The sequence below is a fragment of the Streptomyces sp. NBC_00341 genome (assembly GCF_041435055.1).
GTDB lineage: Bacteria > Actinomycetota > Actinomycetes > Streptomycetales > Streptomycetaceae > Streptomyces.
This window is the reverse complement of sequence record NZ_CP108002.1, coordinates 7734627-7752157: the sequence shown is the minus strand read 5'-3', so window position 1 is coordinate 7752157 and position 17531 is coordinate 7734627. Positions and strand designations below refer to the sequence as shown.

14 protein-coding genes are annotated in these 17531 nt (G+C 71.8%); 5 read left to right on the top strand and 9 right to left on the bottom strand.

The annotated features are described in order from the left end of the window. Positions 1-116: 116 nt before the first annotated feature. Positions 117-3740 (top strand): WGR and DUF4132 domain-containing protein, encoded by a 3624-nt coding sequence (locus OG892_RS34625; protein ID WP_371631159.1) that lies wholly within the window; start codon positions 117-119, stop codon positions 3738-3740. Between the two features lie 54 nt (positions 3741-3794). On the opposite strand, the gene OG892_RS34620 is transcribed toward OG892_RS34625, so the two are convergent. From OG892_RS34620 to OG892_RS34595, 6 genes are all read right to left on the bottom strand, one after another. Continuing rightward, positions 3795-5135, bottom strand: a complete 1341-nt coding sequence (locus OG892_RS34620) for a 6-phospho-beta-glucosidase (protein ID WP_073734343.1) — start codon at positions 5133-5135, stop codon at positions 3795-3797. A 138-nt stretch (positions 5136-5273) separates the two neighbouring features. Next, positions 5274-6830: a cytochrome P450 gene (locus tag OG892_RS34615; RefSeq protein ID WP_328864656.1), complete on the bottom strand. Its 1557-nt coding sequence runs from the start codon at positions 6828-6830 to the stop codon at positions 5274-5276. 89 nt (positions 6831-6919) lie between these two features. Beyond that, positions 6920-7534 (bottom strand): ATP/GTP-binding protein, encoded by a 615-nt coding sequence (locus tag OG892_RS34610; protein WP_073734341.1) that lies wholly within the window; start codon positions 7532-7534, stop codon positions 6920-6922. Further along, entirely contained in the window at positions 7515-7886 is a 372-nt protein-coding gene (locus OG892_RS34605; RefSeq protein ID WP_073734340.1) for a DUF742 domain-containing protein, read from the bottom strand. Before OG892_RS34605 ends, OG892_RS34610 begins: the two co-directional genes overlap by 20 nt. Next, positions 7883-8290 (bottom strand): roadblock/LC7 domain-containing protein, encoded by a 408-nt coding sequence (locus OG892_RS34600; protein WP_024494673.1) that lies wholly within the window; start codon positions 8288-8290, stop codon positions 7883-7885. The genes OG892_RS34605 and OG892_RS34600 overlap by 4 nt, the downstream gene beginning before the upstream one ends. Continuing rightward, positions 8287-9897: a sensor histidine kinase KdpD gene (locus tag OG892_RS34595; protein ID WP_073734339.1), complete on the bottom strand. Its 1611-nt coding sequence runs from the start codon at positions 9895-9897 to the stop codon at positions 8287-8289. Before OG892_RS34595 ends, OG892_RS34600 begins: the two co-directional genes overlap by 4 nt. A gap of 500 nt (positions 9898-10397) precedes the next feature. Here OG892_RS34595 and OG892_RS34590 point away from each other — a divergent pair, with 500 nt between their 5' ends. Then, entirely contained in the window at positions 10398-11195 is a 798-nt protein-coding gene (locus tag OG892_RS34590) for an IclR family transcriptional regulator (protein ID WP_371631158.1), read from the top strand. Here OG892_RS34590 and OG892_RS34585 read toward each other — a convergent pair. Both OG892_RS34585 and OG892_RS34580 read right to left on the bottom strand, forming a co-directional pair. Beyond that, positions 11143-11649 (bottom strand): MarR family winged helix-turn-helix transcriptional regulator, encoded by a 507-nt coding sequence (locus OG892_RS34585; protein ID WP_073734337.1) that lies wholly within the window; start codon positions 11647-11649, stop codon positions 11143-11145. The two genes, OG892_RS34590 and OG892_RS34585, sit on opposite strands and share 53 nt — an antisense overlap. After that, entirely contained in the window at positions 11646-13292 is a 1647-nt protein-coding gene (locus OG892_RS34580) for an FUSC family protein (protein WP_371631741.1), read from the bottom strand. The genes OG892_RS34585 and OG892_RS34580 overlap by 4 nt, the downstream gene beginning before the upstream one ends. 228 nt (positions 13293-13520) lie before the next feature. Between OG892_RS34580 and OG892_RS34575 the strand changes: the two genes are divergently transcribed. Beyond that, a complete protein-coding gene (locus OG892_RS34575) occupies positions 13521-14279 on the top strand; it encodes a VOC family protein (RefSeq protein ID WP_371631157.1) in 759 nt (252 codons plus the stop codon). Positions 14280-14306: 27 nt separating this feature from the next. Here the strand turns inward: OG892_RS34575 and OG892_RS34570 are convergent, their stop codons facing one another. Further along, positions 14307-14894, bottom strand: coding sequence for a helix-turn-helix domain-containing protein (locus OG892_RS34570; RefSeq protein ID WP_073734334.1), 588 nt, complete (start codon positions 14892-14894; stop codon positions 14307-14309). Between the two features lie 108 nt (positions 14895-15002). Here OG892_RS34570 and OG892_RS34565 point away from each other — a divergent pair, with 108 nt between their 5' ends. Continuing rightward, complete coding sequence (locus tag OG892_RS34565; RefSeq protein ID WP_371631156.1) at positions 15003-16127, top strand: aryl-sulfate sulfotransferase; 1125 nt, start codon at positions 15003-15005, stop codon at positions 16125-16127. 8 nt (positions 16128-16135) lie between these two features. Beyond that, the gene (locus OG892_RS34560; protein WP_371631155.1) at positions 16136-17491 is read left to right on the top strand and encodes a uracil-xanthine permease family protein; all 1356 of its coding nucleotides are present in this window, start codon (positions 16136-16138) and stop codon (positions 17489-17491) included. The last annotated feature ends 40 nt before the right edge of the window (positions 17492-17531 follow it).

Genomic DNA, 17531 nt, shown 5'->3' with positions numbered 1-17531 from the left:
TCACCCGCTCCGGGGCTCTGGTCACGCTGCGTTGTCAGTGGCCGGCTCTACTGTGGAACCACTGAACGAGAAACCCGTGGCAGTAGGGGTCGACCGGATGTGAAGGGGGCGGGCCTGTGCGTCGCTGGGAGTACGTCGAGGGCAGTGCGTCGAAGTTCTGGGAGACCGGCGCGGACGGGGCCGTGGTGACGGTGCGCCACGGGCGCTGCGGGAGCGACGGGCGTACGCAGACGAAGGAGTACGCGTCCGCGCGGGCGGCGGACGCGCAGGTGGCCAAGTCGGTGGCGGAGAAGGAACGCAAGGGGTACCGGGAGGTGGGGGCCGCGGCGCCCTCAGGTGACGGTCCCGCTGCGGAGGCGAGCACCTCCGGGGCCGGTGTCCTGACCGGGCAGCCCCGGGCGCTGCCCGACGAGGACACGTTCGTGCTGCCGGCCGGCTGGCAGCGGCTGCTCCATCCCCGCCGGGGCGGAGTGGCCCGCACCCCCGCCCGGCCGCAGCGAAAGGCCCTGGACGCTCTCTCGGCCCGGACGGCCGAAGAGATGGCCCTGACCCAGGAATTCCTGGACTCGCCCCGCAGCGATCCCGCACTCGTCGACCAGGTGCGGCACCACCTCGCGGGCTGTCCCTCACCGGCCGGGGCGGCGGGGCTGGCCTCCATCGTCCGCCCCGCCTCGCCGACTGCCGCGACGTGGGTGGACAGCTGGGTGCGGGACCACGGCCTGCCGTTCGCGGCCCGCGCCACGGTGGAGCTGTTCATGGTCCGGGCGCGTTGGGAACGGGGTGGACAAGTGCGCTCCGGCCCCTGGCTGGAGGCGCTGCCCCGGCCTCACTACATCTACTGGGCGAACGCGCAGTTCCCGGAAGCCGACCGGGTCCGCGCGCTGCTCGCCGCCACGGACGAGGAGACCTACCGCGCGACGGTCGAGGGGCTCACCCGGTGCCGAACCGACGCCCACCGCAGGATCGCCACCGCCTATCTGGCGCCGAGCGAGACCGACTGGGTCGCCGCTCTCTGCACCGATCCGGAAGTGATCGCCGGACAGGACTACGGCCTGCTGTCCCTGGTGTACTGCACGCTCAACTCCGCCGAGCAGGCTGCGGCGTTCCCGCCCCTGCCGGGCCTCTGCCAGAGCCTGGCCCGGATCGCGACGATGGCCGAGGGCATCGGCACGGCCGTCGTCCCGCTACTGGCCGAATGGCTGAAGAACACCTACACCGACGCGGACGGCAGGAGGCAGATCGCCAACGCTCTCGTGGAGGTCCCGACGGACGAGGCGTTCCTTCTGCTGCTCGACCGGGCGTACACGAAACAGGTCAACGCCGCCCTCGCCCAGGCGATGCTCCGCTATCCGGTACGGGCGCTGCGCCTGCTGACCGCACATGTGCGCGACCGTCCGGACAGGACCTACAGCACGGCACAGCTGTTGCTGCCGAGGCACATCGCCGCCCACCGCAGCCTCGTGGAGGCCGTACTGCCGACACTCGACAGTGATCTCGTGAAGATCGTCGAACCCCTCCTCAACCCGGTGAACCGGGTCGCCGACGCCTCCGACGCGGACACCCTGCCGTCCGTGCTGACGGCGCCGCCGTGGACCCGGCCCCTGAGCAAGGCGAAGCGTTCCGCGGTGACCGGCCTGACGGCGGCCTCCGAGCCCGCGGTGGTATGGCTGCCCGGTGAGCGGGAGCAGTGGGCGGCGGCCACGACCTGGTACAACCGGCGGCAGCTCGACGGCGACGACGACTGGGAGGAGACGATCGCCACCCTCCAGCACGGCCTCAACGCGTCGAGCCTGCAGCCCGCGTGGGTCTACGCGCACGGGCCCGAGGAGCTGGTCGCTCCGGCGCTCGCCGTCTGGGACCCGACCGATCTCTGGAACGGCTCGGACACGCTGAAGCCGATCGCCGCCCGCTTCGGGCTCGACGCCCTGCCGTTGCTGCTGCGGACCGTGCCCCGGCAGCCGAGCTCCCTGGCCCCGCTGCTGCTGCCGTTCATCGACGTGACCGTCGCCCGGCACATGGCCGCCTGGGCGGCACGGCTCAAATCCACGGGAGCCCTCACCCGTTCCTGGTTCGAACGGCACGGCGTCGCGGCTGCGCCGCTTCTGGTGCCCGACGCGGTGGGGAAGGCCGGCCCGGCCCGGCGTGCCGCCGAAAGGGCCCTCTTCCGGATCGCCGCGGTGCACGGCGACGCCGTCGTGCACGGTGCCGCCGAACGCCACGGGGACCTGGCGGTGGAAGCGGTGGCGGAGCTGCTGGCCGCCGATCCGCTGGAGCGGGCGCTGCCCGTCGCCGTGCCGGCCCTGCCGGGCTGGGCGGATCCCGCACGGCTGCCGCCGATCGCCGTCCGCTCCGGCGGAGCACTGCCGCAGGAGTCGGTGTGCCATGTCCTGACCATGCTGGCGATGTCCAGGCCGGGCGAGGTGTATCCGGGGCTCGACGATGTCGTGCGGACGGCGGATCCCGCCTCTCTGACCGAGTTCGCCTGGAAGCTCTTCGAGCAGTGGCAGTTCGCCTCCTGCCCCGCCGAGGGATCATGGGCGCTGTCCGCCCTGGGGCTGCTCGGTGACGCCGGGACAGTCCGTCGGCTGACCCCGGTGATCTGTTACTGGCCCGTCCAGGGTGATCACCACCGGGCCGTCGAAGGGCTCGATGTGCTCGCAGCGATCGGTGGTGATGCCGCCCTCCGGCACCTGCACGACATCTCCCAGCGAGTGAAGTCCAAGGCACTGAAGATCCGGGCCACGGAGAAGATCGCCGAAGTGGCCTCGGATCTCGGCCTCACCGGCGAACAGCTCTCCGACCGGCTGGTGCCCGACCTCGGTCTGGACGCGGAGGGTTCGACGGTCCTCGACTACGGCACCCGGACGTTCACGGTGGGCTTCGACGAGCAGTTGCGGCCGTACGTCGTGGACGGCGTCGGCAAGCTCCTCAAGGGCCTGCCGACGCCCGGCTCCGGGGACGACATGAAGTCGGCCCAGGCCACGCGCAAGCGCTTCACGGCGCTCAAGAGGGACGTGCGGACCATCGCGTCCGACCAGGTGTGCCGACTGGAGACCGCGATGGTTACGGGCCGGTCCTGGTCGGCACAGGAGTTCCACGATCTGTTCGTGGCCCATCCGCTGGTGTGGCACCTGGTGCGCCGACTGGTGTGGCTGAGCGGGACGGACGAGGGGCACACCGCGTTCCGGGTCGCCGAGGACCGCACCTTCACCGATGCCGGGTCCGGGGCCTTCACGCTGCCCGAGGACGCGACCGTCCGACCGGCACATCCGCTGCACCTCGGCGAGGAGCTGACCGCCTGGTCGGAGGTGTTCGCGGACCACGGGATCCAGCAGCCGTTCGCACAGCTCGGGCGCGGCGTGTTCACGCTGAGCGAGGCGGAGGCGGGAAGCGACCGGCTGAAGCGCTTCGAGGGGCTCCAGGTTCCGGCCGGCAGGGTCCTCGGACTCCTGCGGCACGGCTGGGAACGAGGGGTACCACAGGACGCGGGCGTGGAGCGCTGGATCTCCAAGCGGCTCGGCGACGACTGCTGCCTGGTGATCGCGCTGCGGGAGGTAATCGCCGCCGGCACCGTCGGCATGGACCCCGGACAGACCCTCGAAACGGTCTGGCTCGACACCCGGCCCGACGACTACCGGGAGAGCCGCGACCACACGCTGCGTTTCAGCGGCCTCGACGCTGTGACCGTCTCCGAGCTGCTCGCCGATCTGACGGAACTCACGGAGGGCGTGGCGGCGTGACCGTACCGCCGACGGCGGTCGCTCTGCGGGGCAGCGGGGCGGTCACAGGACGTGCTACCTCAGATAGGCCAGCCCCGGGTGGACCCCGGTGTAGCCGTCGACCAGTCGGCGGGCGACCGAGACCGAGTCGACCAGCGGATGCAGGGCGAACGCCCGGACGGCGTCGGCACGTGCACCGCTCGCCGCCGCGTCCAGCACCGCGCGCTCGACGGCCTTCACCGCGGTGACCAGCCCGACCGCGTGGTACGGCAGCGGGTCGACGGCGACCGGGTGGGCGCCGTTCGCGTCCACCAGGCAGGGCACCTCGATGACGGCGTCCGCGTCGAGCACGGAAAGCGTGGTGCGGTTGCGGACGTTGAGGATCAGGGAGGTCCGTTCGTCGCGGGCCACGGCCCGCATGAGGGCCAGCGCGACCTGCTCGTAGCCGCCGGAGTCGAGGTCGCTCTCCTCGCGCTCGCCGGCCCCCGCCACCTCCCGGTTCTCCGACATGTAGGTCGCCTCGCGCTCCGCGCGGGTGCGGTCCCAGGTGGCCAGGGCGGGGGTGTCCGGGTCCTTCATGCGGCCGTAGAAGCCCTCCTGCTGCTCCCGGAGGAAGGCGCCCCGGGTCTGCTCCGCCTCCTGGTAGGCGCGGACCGCCTCGCGGTTGAAGTAGTAGTAGTGCAGGTACTCGTTGGGGATCGCGCCCAGGGACCGCAGCCAGTCGGTGCCGAAGAGCCTGCCCTCCTCGAACGAGCCGAGCAGCTCCGGGTCCTGGAACAGCCTCGGCAGTTCGTCCCGGCCGTCGACGTACAGTCCCCGCACCCAGCCGAGGTGGTTGAGGCCGACGTAGTCGATCCGGGCCCGGTCGGGATCCGCGCCGAGCACCCGGGCGATCCGGCGGCCGAGCCCGACCGGCGAGTCGCAGATCCCGATGACCCGGTCACCGAGGTGGGCGGCCATCGCCTCTGTCACCAGTCCGGCCGGGTTGGTGAAGTTGATGACCCAGGCGTGCGGGGCGAGCCGGGCGATGCGCCGGGCCAGGTCGACCGCGACCGGCACGGTGCGCAGTCCGTAGGCGATCCCGCCCGCGCCGACGGTCTCCTGTCCGAGCACGCCTTCGTCGAGGGCCACCCGTTCGTCGGCGGCCCGGCCCGCGAGCCCGCCGACCCGGATCGCGGAGAAGACGAAGTCGGCGCCGCGCAGCGCCTCGTCGAGTTCGGTGGTGGCGATGACGGCCGGGGCGTCCGCGATGCCCTCGGCCTGCTCGGTGAGCACCCGGGCGACGGCGGTGAGCCGGTCGGGGTCGGTGTCGTAGAGGGTGACCGAGGAGACCCGCCCCTCGGCGTGGTCGGCGAGCAGCGCCCCGTAGACCAGAGGAACCCGGAACCCGCCGCCACCCAGAATTGTCAGCTTCACGCTTCCGCATGGTACGTGGGGGCGTCGCGAGTGGCTCGGTGCGACGGGCCGGTGCTGCCGCCCGACGGTGACAACGGCCCGGCGGAAGGAAACCGGATGGTCCCCTTCCGCCGGGCCGTCGTCACCTTCCACCGCAGGTCAGTGGCCGCTCCACCAGCGCGTCACGACGCTCCACAGCCGGGCCGGGGCCGGCGGCCGGCGCTGCTGCGGAACGAGGCCCGAGGCATCACCGGGCGCGGCCGCGGAACCGTCGGCCGCGACGGTCGCCCCGGTCGGACCGGTGCCGGCCGGGTCCGGGGACACGGAGGCGCGGACCGGGATCGGCGCCGTGTGGCGGACCGCCGACTGCACCTCCCAGTCCTGGCGGGCCGGGTTCGGCTTGCCCATGGACGGCGGTTCCCGGTCGTCCTGCGGCGGACGGGAGGCGAACTCGGCCGGGAGCTGCGTCAGGTGGCGGCCCATGATGTTGCCGACCCAGGTGAGTTCGCTCTCGTCCACGGCGAGTTCGAGGTCGGGCAGCCGCATCAGCAGCGCGTCCACGCCGACGTCGGCGATGGCGCGCCCGATGTCCTGCCCCGGGCATTCGTGCGGGCCGCCGCTGAACGCGAGGTGGGCTCGGTTGCCCTCCATGTTGGCGTTGAGGTCGGGCCGTACCACCGGGTCGGTGTTGGCCGGGGCGATGCCGACGATCATCGCGTCGCCCGCCTTGATGCGCTGCCCGCCCAGCTCGGTGTCCCCGACCGCCCAGCGGCCGAAGACCGCGGTGAACGGCGGCTCGTCCCACAGGGTCTGCTCGACCGCCTCCGGGACGGTCATGTGGCCGCCGCTGAGCCTGGCCCGGAACCGCGGGTCGGTGAGCACCATGCGGAGCACGTTGGCGATCAGGTTGGTGGTCGACTCGTAGGAGGCGATCAGGATGAGCCGCAGATGCTCGGCGACCTCCTGGTCGTTCATGTCCGCGGGGTGCTCGACGAGCCAGGTGGCGAAGTCGTCCGCGGGTTCGCGGCGGCGCCGTTCGACGAGGCGGCTCAGCGCGGCGAGCACGTAGGCGTTGCTCTCGACGGCGGTGGCGGTGCCGCGGATCATGTCCCGGGCGGCCCCCACCATCCGGTCGTTGTACTCCTCCGGCATCCCGAGGATCGCGCACATCACCATCATCGGCAGCCGCTCGGCGAACTCGCTGACCAGGTCGGTGCGGCCCTCCCGGCAGAAGTCGTTGACGAGCCGGTTGCTGTAGCGGTTGACGTGGCGGCGGACGCCGCGGGTGTCGATCCGGTTCATGGAGTCGGTGACGGCACCGCGCTGGCGCTCGTGGGTGGCGCCGTCCGCGAAGGCGCAGATCGGCTGCCAGGTGAAGATCGGGGCCAGCGGGTGGTCGGGGGCCACGGTGCCGTCCTGCAGCGCCCGCCAGCGGCGGGAGTCGCGGGAGAACTGCGAGGGCGTACGGGTCATGTGCAGGTTCTCGCTGTGCCCGAGGACCAGCCAGGCCGGCACGTCGCCGTGCAGCAGCACGGGCGCCACGGAGCCGTGCTCGGCGCGCAGCTTGTCGTACAGGCCGTGCGGGTCCTGTTCTGCCTCGGGGCCGTAGAGCCGTCGCAGGCCGCCGGGGCCGATTCCGAGGCCGTGGGCCGGGCACTCGGGGGGCGGAACCGGCCCCGTGGCCGCTCCGGGCTCGTAGTGAAATGGGGTTGTCACGATCGCTCCAGGGATCAGACTGCCAAGGGCGGACGAATGGGGGTACGCGGTGGGGGCGCGCGGAACGGGTGCGCGGGACGCGTGGGACGTCAGCCGAGCGGGACGGCCGCAGTGTGCAGGTACCGCATCAGCGTCATCAGCACATCGCGGCTGGAGGCGCGCAGTCGGGCGTCGCAGTCGACCATCGGGACCTCGTCCGGCAGGTCCAGCGCGCTGCGCAGGGCCTCGACGGGGTGCTTCGGTGCGTCGGGGAAGGTGTTGACGGCGACGACGAACGGTACGCCGCGCTCCTCCAGCCGCCCGATGACGTCGAAGCTGACCTCCAGCCGACGGGTGTCGATGAGGACGACGGCGCCCAGCGCTCCCTCGAACAGGCCGTTCCAGAGGAACCAGAAGCGTTCCTGGCCGGGGGTGCCGAACAGATAGAGGATCAGTTCCTCACTGATGCTGATCCGGCCGAAGTCCATGGCCACGGTGGTGGCGGTCTTGCTCTCCACGCCGTAGTTGTCGTCCACGCCGACGCCGGCCTGGGTCATGGTCTCTTCGGTGGTCAGGGGCCGGATCTCGCTGACGGAGCCGACCATCGTCGTCTTGCCGACCCCGAACCCCCCGACGATCACGACCTTCACCGCGGCCGTGGCCGTGGTGGGCAGGATGTCCTCGCTCCGGGGGCCCGTGATCGTGTCAGAGTTTCTGAAGTCCATGCATCACCGCTTCGAGGAGGGACCTGTCCGGGAGGGTCGCGCGGATGATCGGCGCTCGCGATTCGATCAGTTGGGTCGCGAGGAGATCGGTGAGGAGCGAGGTCACCACGCTGAACGGCAGGCTGAGGTAGGCGGAGATCTCCGCGACGGACAAGGGGGCCTGGCAGAGCCGCAGGATCACGGCCTGTTCGGGCTGGACCGTCGGTGTCGGCTGCGACTTGGAGACCACCATCGTGACCAGGTCGAGTGCGGCCCGCTCGCTGCCGTCGGGATCGCCGGTGATCACGTAGAGCCGCTCCGGATCGCTCAGCGCCGGATCGACCGTGCGGCGTTCTCGTCGGATCGAACTCATCCGGCCTGCCCGTCGTGCCGGGGCGGGCTCGTCAGATGGGCGCCGATCCGTACGACCATGTCGCGCATGCGCGATCCGACGAGCCCCGCGTCCACCGTCTCGCCCGCGAGCACGGCGAGATACGCGCCGGCTCCGGCGGCCATCAGGTAGAAGAACCCGCCGGTGACCTCGATGACGACGAGCCGCATCCGGCCGTCGCTGTACGGGATCTCGGAGGCGACGGCCGCGGCCAGGCTCTGCAGTCCGGCGCAGGCCGCCGCGAGCCGGTCGGCGACATCGGGGTCGCCGCCGTGCCGGGCGATGCGCAGGCCGTCCGCGGAGAGCACCACGATCTGGTGAATGTCCGGAACGTCGTCGGCCAGCTCTTTGAGCATCCAGTCCATGTTGCCCCGCTGCTGGATCACTTGAGGTCCCCCTTGTCCCACGCGTCATCGGAGTCTTCGTCGGGCCCGGGTTCCCGCGGAACGCCGTTGGCGCCCTTGGTGAACGCCTCCAGCCAGATTCCGGGAGGCGGTTCCTTGCCGTTCTCATGGCCGTTTCCGTGGCCGTTGGTCCGGCCCGCGGTGGGGTCTGCGGGCTGCGCGGGGAGGTGGTGCGAACCCAGCGGTGCGCGGCCGCGGCTGCGGCGTTGCGGGAGTCCGCCGGCGGTCCACTCCGTCACCACGGGGAGTTCGTCCTCCATGGCGACCGGGGCGATGGGGGCGGCCGGACGGGCGGCGGGGGCCACCGGACCGGTGGCCGGACGGGCGCCCAGCGGGCTGGGCTTGCGGTGGGTGCTGCGTGCCGGAACGACGTGCTTCATGTCCGCGAGGTCGATGTCGCTGGTCGGCCGCGAGGTGGCACCGATGCCGTGGGCGATGCCGGGCGCGGGACCGGTGGTGATCATGGAGCGGGGCACGATGAGTACCGCGCGGACACCGCCGTACGCGGACTGCCGCAGCGAGACCTGGAGGTCGTACATCCGCGACAGCCGGCCGACGACCGCCATGCCGAGCCGCGGGGACTCACCGAGGTCGTTCATGCTGGAGCCGGCCTGGGCCCTGGCGAGCATGTTCTCGGCCCGCGCGCGGGCCTCCTCGCTGAGGCTGACGCCGCCGTCCTCGATCTCGATGGCGATGCCGGTCTGCACCTCGACGGCGGTGACGTGCACACGGGTCTGCGGCGGCGAGTACCGGGTCGCGTTGTCGAGGAGTTCGGCGCAGGCGTGGATGAGCGGTTCGACCGCGGTGCCGATGATGGCGACCTTGGCGATCGAGTGCAGATCGACGCGCGGGTACTCCAGGATCCGCGACATGGCACCGCGCAACACGCTGAACAGCGGTACGGGCTTGGGCCACTGGCGGCTGGGGCGGGCACCGCCGAGGACGGCGATGGAGTCCGCGAGCCGGCCGATCAGCGCGGTGCCGTGGTCGATGCGGAGCAGGTCGTCGAAGACGTCGGGGTTGCGCCCGTGGTGCTCCTCCATCTCCCGCAGCTCACTGGCCTGCCGGTGGACGATCGCCTGGACGCGGCGGGCGACGTTGACGAAGGCGCGCTGCGCGGAGTCACGCGTCGCCTCCTCGTTGTCGATGATGTCCAGCACCGTGTAGACGAGGGAGCGCTGGGCGTCGGGCAGATGCCGGTAGACCGGGTCGGCGTCCACGACGTCGCGCAGCACCTCGTCCGGGGAGTTGCCCACCCGTAGCCGGTGGATCGCGGCGGGCAGCAGCTCCTTGCTGATCCGCACGGTCTCTTCGTCATGGTTGGCCAGCCGGCGTTCAAGGCCGCTGCAGCGGTGCTCGTACTCGGCGCGCTGGCGGCGGATCGTCCGTGCGCGGCGGGCGAGTTCGGCGGTGAGCACGGCGACCACGACGGTGGCGAAGACGCCGCACAGGACGACTGGTATCCGCGCGGCCCCGGAAACCAGCGCCACGGCTGCGGCGGTCGCGCCCGCCATCGCGACAACGGGCAGCAACACGGCGCGGACGACAGGTGTTTCTCGGTCGATCGGCGGTGATTCAACACGAACCATCTAAAACCTCTGGCGGTTGACTCGGGGGATTATTCAGGAAGTACAGCGCTTACAGGTCAGTTGGGAACAAGCGCTCGAATTCGCATCAACTCGACTTCACTGCGCGTGAGCTTAGTCAGATCGAAACAGTGCTTCGGCACATTCACCCAACCCCCTGCGCGAGCACTCCAGCGGTAATACACTCGCGGGTTTTGCACACACCGCCTCCGAGCGTGCGCGGGGAGTGACGGGAGGGGAGATTTCGGATAAATCACTCCCCTGCGTCCCGCTGTACGGGACGCACGCACCCGCCTGCCGGATCCTGTACGGCCTCAACACCCATGCGGCGTAGGGTTGCTGGGAAAACCGGCGAACACAGCGACTCCGGATCGACGCAGTCCGTACCGGACAGCGGTACAGGGGCACATGTGATCGAAGCGGATCGAAAGGAACAGATTTCTGACCGGCACGCGAGTGGAGCGCGTGGTCGCCGTCCGAACGAACAGAGGAACGGACATCTCATGGAGCCGACACGGGACTACACCATCGAGTCACTCGACACCGGGCTTCGGCTGCTGCGGCTGTACCTCACGCACGACTCGCTCACCGTCTCCGGGGCGGCCGCGCTGCTCTCCGTCGGCCGCTCCACCGCCCACCGCGCGCTCAGCACCCTGGAGGGGCGCGGCTTCGCGGTCCGGGACGCCTCGGGCCGCGGCTACTCCCCCGGTCCAGAGCTCATGGCGCTGGGGCGGCTCGCCGGGTTCCGTGCGGAGGACCGCGAACAGATCGGTGCGGTACTGGACGACGCGGTGCGGCGCACCGGCGAGACCGTGCAGAGCGTCACGCTCATCGGGGACCGGATCGTCATCACCGACGGCCGCGAGTCCGGGCAGCCGGTGCGGGTGGTGCTGGAGGCGGGCCGCACCTATCCCGCGTACGCCACGTCCGGCGGCAGGGTGCTGCTCTCCCGGATGACCCCGGAACAGGTCCACGCCCTGTATCCGCGGGAGCGGCCGGACGAGGGCGCAGACGCGGCCGGCCCGCCGTCGGCGCTGCTCGACGAGCTGGCGGACATCCGCGCGTGCGGATACGCGCTGGGCCGCGGCGAGCCGGTGCCGGGCATGAACACGGTCGCCGTCCCGCTGGCCGGTTCCGGCCGGCGGGACCTGCTCGCGCTGATGGCCTGCGCGCCCGCGGACCGGGGTGACGACGCCGCGCTGGTGCGCCGCGCGGAGGAGCTGCGGCGGTCCGCCGCGCTCCGGGCGGTCAGCGGCGGGCCCCGCCGATCCGCCCCTCCAGCTGTACCAGCAGCTCGCTGAGCTGCGCGCTGAGTCGGTCCCTGGACTCCGCGTCGAGGCCGGAGAGCACCGCGCGTTCGTAGGCCAGTTGCTGCGGCAGCAGTCCGTCGACGAGCGCGCGGCCCTCGTCGGTTAGCCGCACGTGCGCGACCCGGCGGTCCCGGGCGTCGCCGCGACGCTCTGTGAGGCCGCGCTCCTGGAGGACGCGCAGGCGTTTGGTCACGGCCGCGCCGGAGGAGAACGTCTCCCTGGCCAGTTCGCCCGGGGTGAGTTCGCGGTCGGTACGGCGCACCGCACCGAGCAGGTCGAACTCGGCACGGGTCAGTCCGGCGGCCCGCAGCGGGGCGTCCTCGGCCTGCTGGAGCAGGGCGGCACAGCGGTTGATCCGGCCGATGAGCTCCATGGGTCCGGTGTCCAGCTCCGGGTTGACTGCCTGCCACTGCCGTACCACCGAGGCGACGATGTCGTCGGTCACACCGCTCCGTTCTCCGGGGCCGGGGCGATCAGCCCCTGCCGTATTGCTGTCGCCGCGAGCGTACGGTGTCCGGCCTGCTCGGCGGCGAGTACCTCCTCCTGGGGCAGGTCGCGCTGCCACCATTCGCCGGCCGCCGTCTCGTCCGCCTCGCGCAGCTCGACCAGGCAGCCGGTGAGCCCGCGGCGGGCGGCTTCGAGTGCGGCGGGGCTCGAACCGGGGGCGGCGAGGGTCTGTACGGCGTGGGCGCGGGCCAGTTCGGCGGCGGCGAGTGCCGATTCCACCCGCCCCGCGGCGCGCCGGTTGGTGACGAGCATCGCGGTGAGGATTCCGGCCGCGGCGCCGATGACGGTGTCCAGCACCCGGTCGCCGATGAGTTCACCGGCCGGGTGGCTTCCGGCGTACTCCAGGACGAGCAGGGCCATCGGGGTCACCGCGACGGAGCCGAGCCAGTAGTTGCGGGTGATCAGGGCCTCCGCGGCGAAGCTGAAGAAGAGGCAGAAGCCGATCAGGGCCAGCGGGCCGGTCCGGGCGACCGGGAGAACGGCGGCGAAGACCAGGACGCCGACGAGGTTGCCGAGGGTGCGCTGGAGGGTCCGGTTCCAGGAGAGCGTGACATTGGCCTGGAAGAGGGAGGCCGCGGTGACAATGGCCCAGTAGGGGCGGCCGACGCCGACGGCCGCCGAGAGGTAACCGGCCAGGGCGCAGCCGATGAGGGCGCGGGCCGCGATCGGCAGCAGCGGGGAGCCGGGGCCCAGCCGGCGCAGCAGTGCGCGGCGCGCCTCGCCCGGTGCGGTGGGGCGCAGGGCCGTGCGTTCGGCTTCGATGCCGAAGAGTTCGGCGGCCGTTCCGGGGGCGGCCGGCGGGGTGGGCACCGGTCCGCGGGCCCGGGTCCGGGCGGCCCAGTCGCGCAGCAGGGCGGGGTCGGCGGCCTCGGGGACTCCCCCGCCGTGGACAGCCGCTCCCCCGTCGGCGGCGGGCGTGCCCGCGGCGAGTGCGGTCTCCGCGTGCACGACGAGGCGCTCCAGCGCACGGCGTACGGGAGTGGGGCGTCCGGCCGCGAGGAGGGTCTGCCACGCCGCGTGCACCGCGGCGACCGCGGCGCGCCGGGTGTGGTGACCGGGGTCCGCGGCGTGGGCCGCTGCCGCGTTCAGGGCGCGGGCCGTCGCGAGGCGCTCGGGCCCCTCGCGGCGGATGAGCGCGGGACCGGCGACGGTGACCAGCCAGGAGACCGCGCCCGCGCCGAGGGTCAGGGCGAGGTGACCGGGTACCTGGCTCAGGTGCTGCGGGGCGAACAGGGCTGCGGAGCTGACGAACGTGAAGATCAGCGGTCCGGGGGGACCGATCCGGGTGGCGTCGCAGAGCAGCTTCTGCCCGGCCGCCAGGAGTGCGCCGACGGCGATCAGGACGGCGGTCGAACCGGTCAGCGACGCGGTGATGAGCGATACCGCCAGGCCGGCGAGCATTCCGAGGACGACTCCGGCGATGCTCCGGGCGCGTCGCGCGTACGGCAGGTTGTGGCCGTACAGCGCGCAGAGCGAGCCGGCCATCGTGTACATCACGAGGTCGAGGCGGTCGACGGAGAACAGCACCAGGTTGGGTATCGCCGTGGCCACGACCACGCTGGAGGCCGGTTTGAGCCACATGTCGGAGGGCCGGGCCAGGCGCAGCGGTCCCGCCAGCGGGAGCCGGTGGACGGAGGGCTGCCGACGCGGCCGGGTAGTTGTATCGCTCACCCAAATACGTTAACAGGTATTACACATATAAAACACTTTGATCGAGATCTCCGTTCCAATGGCCCGCGACCGCCCACGGCCATAGCGTTCGAACGACAGAGAAGTCACGCGGACCGACGCATGTGCGGAGGAATCAGGATGAAACTCACGGCACCGGTGCCCGGTGGTCCCTGCTGGATCGAACTGAGCACCTCCGACGTCCCGGCGGCGAAGTCGTTCTACGGAACTCTCTTCGGCTGGCGGTGCGAGACCGATCCGCGCGAGGAGGCGGGCGGCTACACGATGGCGCACCTCGGTGAGGCCCGCGTCGCGGCGCTCAGCCCCGCCTACCAGCCGGGCCGGCCGCCGGCCTGGACGGTCTCCTTCGCCACCGGGGACGTGGACTCCTCGGCCGGGAAGGTGACGGCGGCGGGCGGCTCACTGCTGGTCGGCCCGATGGACATCTTCGACCAGGGCAGGTTCGCGGTGGTCGCAGACCCGTCCGGCGCGGTGTTCTCGCTCTGGCAGGGGCGCGCGTTCGCGGGCGCCGACCTGTTCAACGAACCGGGCGCACTGGGCTGGACCGAGCTCGTCACCCGTGAGGCCGGGCCGGCGCTCACCTTCTATCCCGCCGTCCTCGGCTGGACGGTCAGCGCCTCGAAGACGTACCCGCAGTGGGGCATCGACGGCGCGGACTTCGGCGGTGTGCTGACGATGGACGAGAAGTTCCCGCCGGAGGTGCCGCCGCACTGGGTGCCGTACTTCGTCGTCGCGGACGTGGACGCGACGGCGGAGAAGGCGAAGGAGGCCGGCGGCGATCTGCTGATGCCGCCCACGAGCATTCCGCAGGGCCCCAGGATCGCCGTGGTCCGGGACCCCCAGGGCGCCGTGTTCGGCGTTCACCGCACGGACGGGTAGCGGCGGAGGAACCCGGCAACGCCCCGGTCACCCGGTCTGCTCGTCCGTCGCCTGGACGTGGTCCGCGATGCCGACCACCAGGACCCGGGTGCCCGGTTCCGTCGGGCGCCAGCGGTGGACGAGACCGCCGGCGCAGTAGAGGGTGTCGCCCCGCTCCAGCCGGTAGAAGCTGCCGTCCGCCTCGACCTCGGCTCCGCCGTCCGCGACGTAGAGGATCTCGTCGTTGCGGTGCCTGAACTCCCGGCCCCAGTCGTGGTCCCCGGTGAACTCAAGGGCGTGCAGGCGCTGATGGCCGCGCACCAGCGGGCGCATCCGGCCGTCACCGCCCTCCGCACCGGTCTCCCGCACGGACGCGGAGGCGCCGCGCACCACATCGACGGGGCGGGGCGCCTCCGCCGTGGCCAGCAGCTGGACCGCGGTCGTGTCGAGCGCGTCCGCGATGCGCTGGAGCGATCCCATGCTCGGCCGGGAGCGGCCGTTCTCGATCTGGCTGAGGAAGGGCGTGGAGAGACCGGCCCGGCGCGCGACCTCCGCGAGGGTCAGCTCAAGGGCGCGGCGCCGTCGGCGAATTCCCGGGCCGACCAGTGGGGTGTCCGCCTCGCTCATCTCACTCATTCCGTGTCCCGCGTGCCGCACACCACAGCCGGCGGGGCAGTGAGCAGCCTACCGGGCCGGTTAATCTTTTAAGTCCCACCTAATAAAGTTAACCGGGAGGACCGATCCATGCCCCTCGTGGACCAGAACCAGCGACGGCGCCGCGGCACCGGACTCATAGCCCTGGACGAGGAGGCCTCCTACGGCGGGTACACCCTCTTCGCCCCGCTGACCGGCGGCGGCGAGGTGTACCTCATCGACATGCGCGGTGAGGTCGTCCACCGGTGGGACCTCCCGCACCGGCCGGGACGGCACGCCAGGATCCTGCCCAATGGCAACCTCGCGTACAGCGGTGTCCTCCCGGACGAGCCGGCGCTCTTCCCGATGTGGCACAAGTACCGCGGCGGGATCATGCAGGAGATCACCCCCGACGGCACCGTCGTACGCGAGCACCGTGACCGCTACCAGCACCACGACGCGTACCACTACGGGGACGGCCGGCTGCTTTACGCCGCGCTGGAGCCGCTGACCGGCGAGGCCGCGGCCGCCGTCCGGGGCGGGGTCCCCGGCTCGGAGCCGGACGGCACGGTCTGGGCGGACACCATCGTCGAGGTGGACGCCGAGGGCCGCACGGTCTGGGAGTGGAAGGTCTCGGAGCACCTCGACCGCGAGGGCTTCCCGCTGCATCCCGACTACTCGCGCGAGCACTACCCGCTGATCAACAGCGTGCTGCCGACCAGCGACGGCAACATCCTGGCGAGCCTTCGCTCCGCGTCCGCGGTGATCGTCATCAGCCGGGAGACCGGCGAGATCATCTGGCGCAGCGAGCCCGGTGTCGTCTCGCAGCAGCACTGCCCGACCGAGCTGGAGAACGGCAACTTCCTGGTCTTCGACAACGGCGTCTTCCGCCCGCACTGGGACGTCCCGTTCAGCCGGGTCATCGAGATCGAGCGGTCGAGTGGCACCATTGTCTGGGAGTACCACGACCCGGCACGCGAGTCGTTCTTCGCGCCGTTCATGGGCAGCGCCCAGCGGCTGCCGAACGGGAACACGCTCGTGACGGACTCCCCGGCCGGACGGCTCTTCGAGGTCACCCGGGACGGCTACCTGTGCTGGGAGTACATCGTGCCGTTCTTCGGCGGCTACCAGGAAGAAGAAGTGCGCAAGCTGTTCCCGTCCGAGCCCAACGCCGTGTTCCGCTCCTACCGCTACTCGGCCGGGGAGCTCCCCTGGCTCGACGTCCCGAAGGGCTGAGCCGGACCATGGCCTCCCCCGCCCCCGGCACGGCCGCCCCTGCCGCGCCGGTTCCGTCCGTTGCACCGGTCGACGAGCGGCTGCCGCTCCCCCGGCTGGTCCCGCTGGCCTTCCAGCACCTGCTCGCCGGGGTCGCCGCCCCGGTCTCCTCGGTCATCCTGATCGGCACCACGCTGTCACTGTCGGCGTCGCAGACGGCGTCGCTGCTCAGCGCCACGCTGGTGCTCTGCGGTATCGGGGCGCTGCTCCAGTCGCTCGGCGTACGGGCGCTGCGCGTTGGCGCCAGGCTGCCGTTCCTGATGCTGCCGGGCGGTGCGGCGGTGGCGATCTTCCTCCAGGTCGCCAAGGAGCACGGGCCCGCCACCGCCTCGGGCTCCGTGCTGATCGCGGCGGTCTTCCTGATCGCCGTACTGCCGCTCTACGGCCGACTGGTGCGGTTCTTCCCGCCGCTGGTGATGGGCACCACGGTGGTCCTGATCGGGATCAACATGATCAAGATCACCGCGCCGATGATCGCCTCCGGCCCCGGGCTCGGCTTCGCCACGCTCGGCATCATCGCCCTGTTCTTCCTGTTCATGCGCGGCGTCTGGCGGCAGATGTCGGTGCTCTTCGGGCTCGTGGGAGGCACCGTCGTCGCCGCGCTCAGCGGTACGGCGTTCCACATGGCGCACGGCAGTACGTTCGCGCTGCCCGACCCGTTCCCGTACGGCACGCCGCATTTCGACCTGCTGGCCGCCGTGCCGCTGCTGGTGTTCGCGCTCGCGTCGCTGGCCGAGGCGACCGGGCAGACCGTCCTGAACAGTGAGGCGGTGGGGCGGACTCCGGACCCGGCCCGGGACGTCCCGCGGATCTCCCGCGCGGACGCCGTGACCTCACTGGGTGCCGGGATCTTCGGTACGTCGCTGATGGTGACCAGCGCGGAGAACATCGGCATCGTCCAGCTGACCCGGGTGCGCAGCCGGTTCGTCACGGCGGGCGCGGGGGTGCTGCTGATCCTGTGCGGCCTCATCACGCCGCTCACCCGGCTGCTCGCCGCCATCCCGGAGCCGGTGGTCGGCGCGGCGGGGCTGATCATCTACGCGGTGATCGCGACGATGGGGTTCGGCATGCTCAGCCGGGAGGACCTCACGCACGGCACCAACGGCATCGTGGTCGCGCTCGCGCTCTGCGTCGGGCTGCTGCCGGTCTTCGCCCCCGAGATGTACGCGGGGATGCCGGTGTGGGCCCGGACCGTCTTCGGCAGCGGTGTGGCCGCCGGGGCGCTGGCCGCGGTCATCCTCGCGGCGGTGTTCGCCAGGCTGGGGCCGCCGGACCAGAAGCCGGACCGGGAGCCGGACCGGGAGCCGGAGCGCGCGGCGGACTGAACACGGCGACGGCCCGCACTCCTGCGGACTGAACACAGCC

Excerpts from the sequence above, each read along its gene's own strand:
- OG892_RS34605 (WP_073734340.1), bottom strand. The coding sequence starts at position 7,886 with ATGAGTTCGATCCGACGAGAACGCCGCACGGTCGATCCGGCGCTGAGC.
- OG892_RS34595 (WP_073734339.1), bottom strand. The coding sequence starts at position 9,897 with ATGGTTCGTGTTGAATCACCGCCGATCGACCGAGAAACACCTGTCGTC.
- OG892_RS34570 (WP_073734334.1), bottom strand. The coding sequence starts at position 14,894 with ATGAGTGAGATGAGCGAGGCGGACACCCCACTGGTCGGCCCGGGAATT.
- OG892_RS34610 (WP_073734341.1), bottom strand. The coding sequence starts at position 7,534 with ATGGACTTCAGAAACTCTGACACGATCACGGGCCCCCGGAGCGAGGAC.
- OG892_RS34565 (WP_371631156.1), top strand. The coding sequence starts at position 15,003 with ATGCCCCTCGTGGACCAGAACCAGCGACGGCGCCGCGGCACCGGACTC.
- OG892_RS34590 (WP_371631158.1), top strand. The coding sequence starts at position 10,398 with ATGGAGCCGACACGGGACTACACCATCGAGTCACTCGACACCGGGCTT.
- OG892_RS34560 (WP_371631155.1), top strand. The coding sequence starts at position 16,136 with ATGGCCTCCCCCGCCCCCGGCACGGCCGCCCCTGCCGCGCCGGTTCCG.
- OG892_RS34575 (WP_371631157.1), top strand. The coding sequence starts at position 13,521 with ATGAAACTCACGGCACCGGTGCCCGGTGGTCCCTGCTGGATCGAACTG.
- OG892_RS34580 (WP_371631741.1), bottom strand. The coding sequence starts at position 13,292 with ATGTGGCTCAAACCGGCCTCCAGCGTGGTCGTGGCCACGGCGATACCC.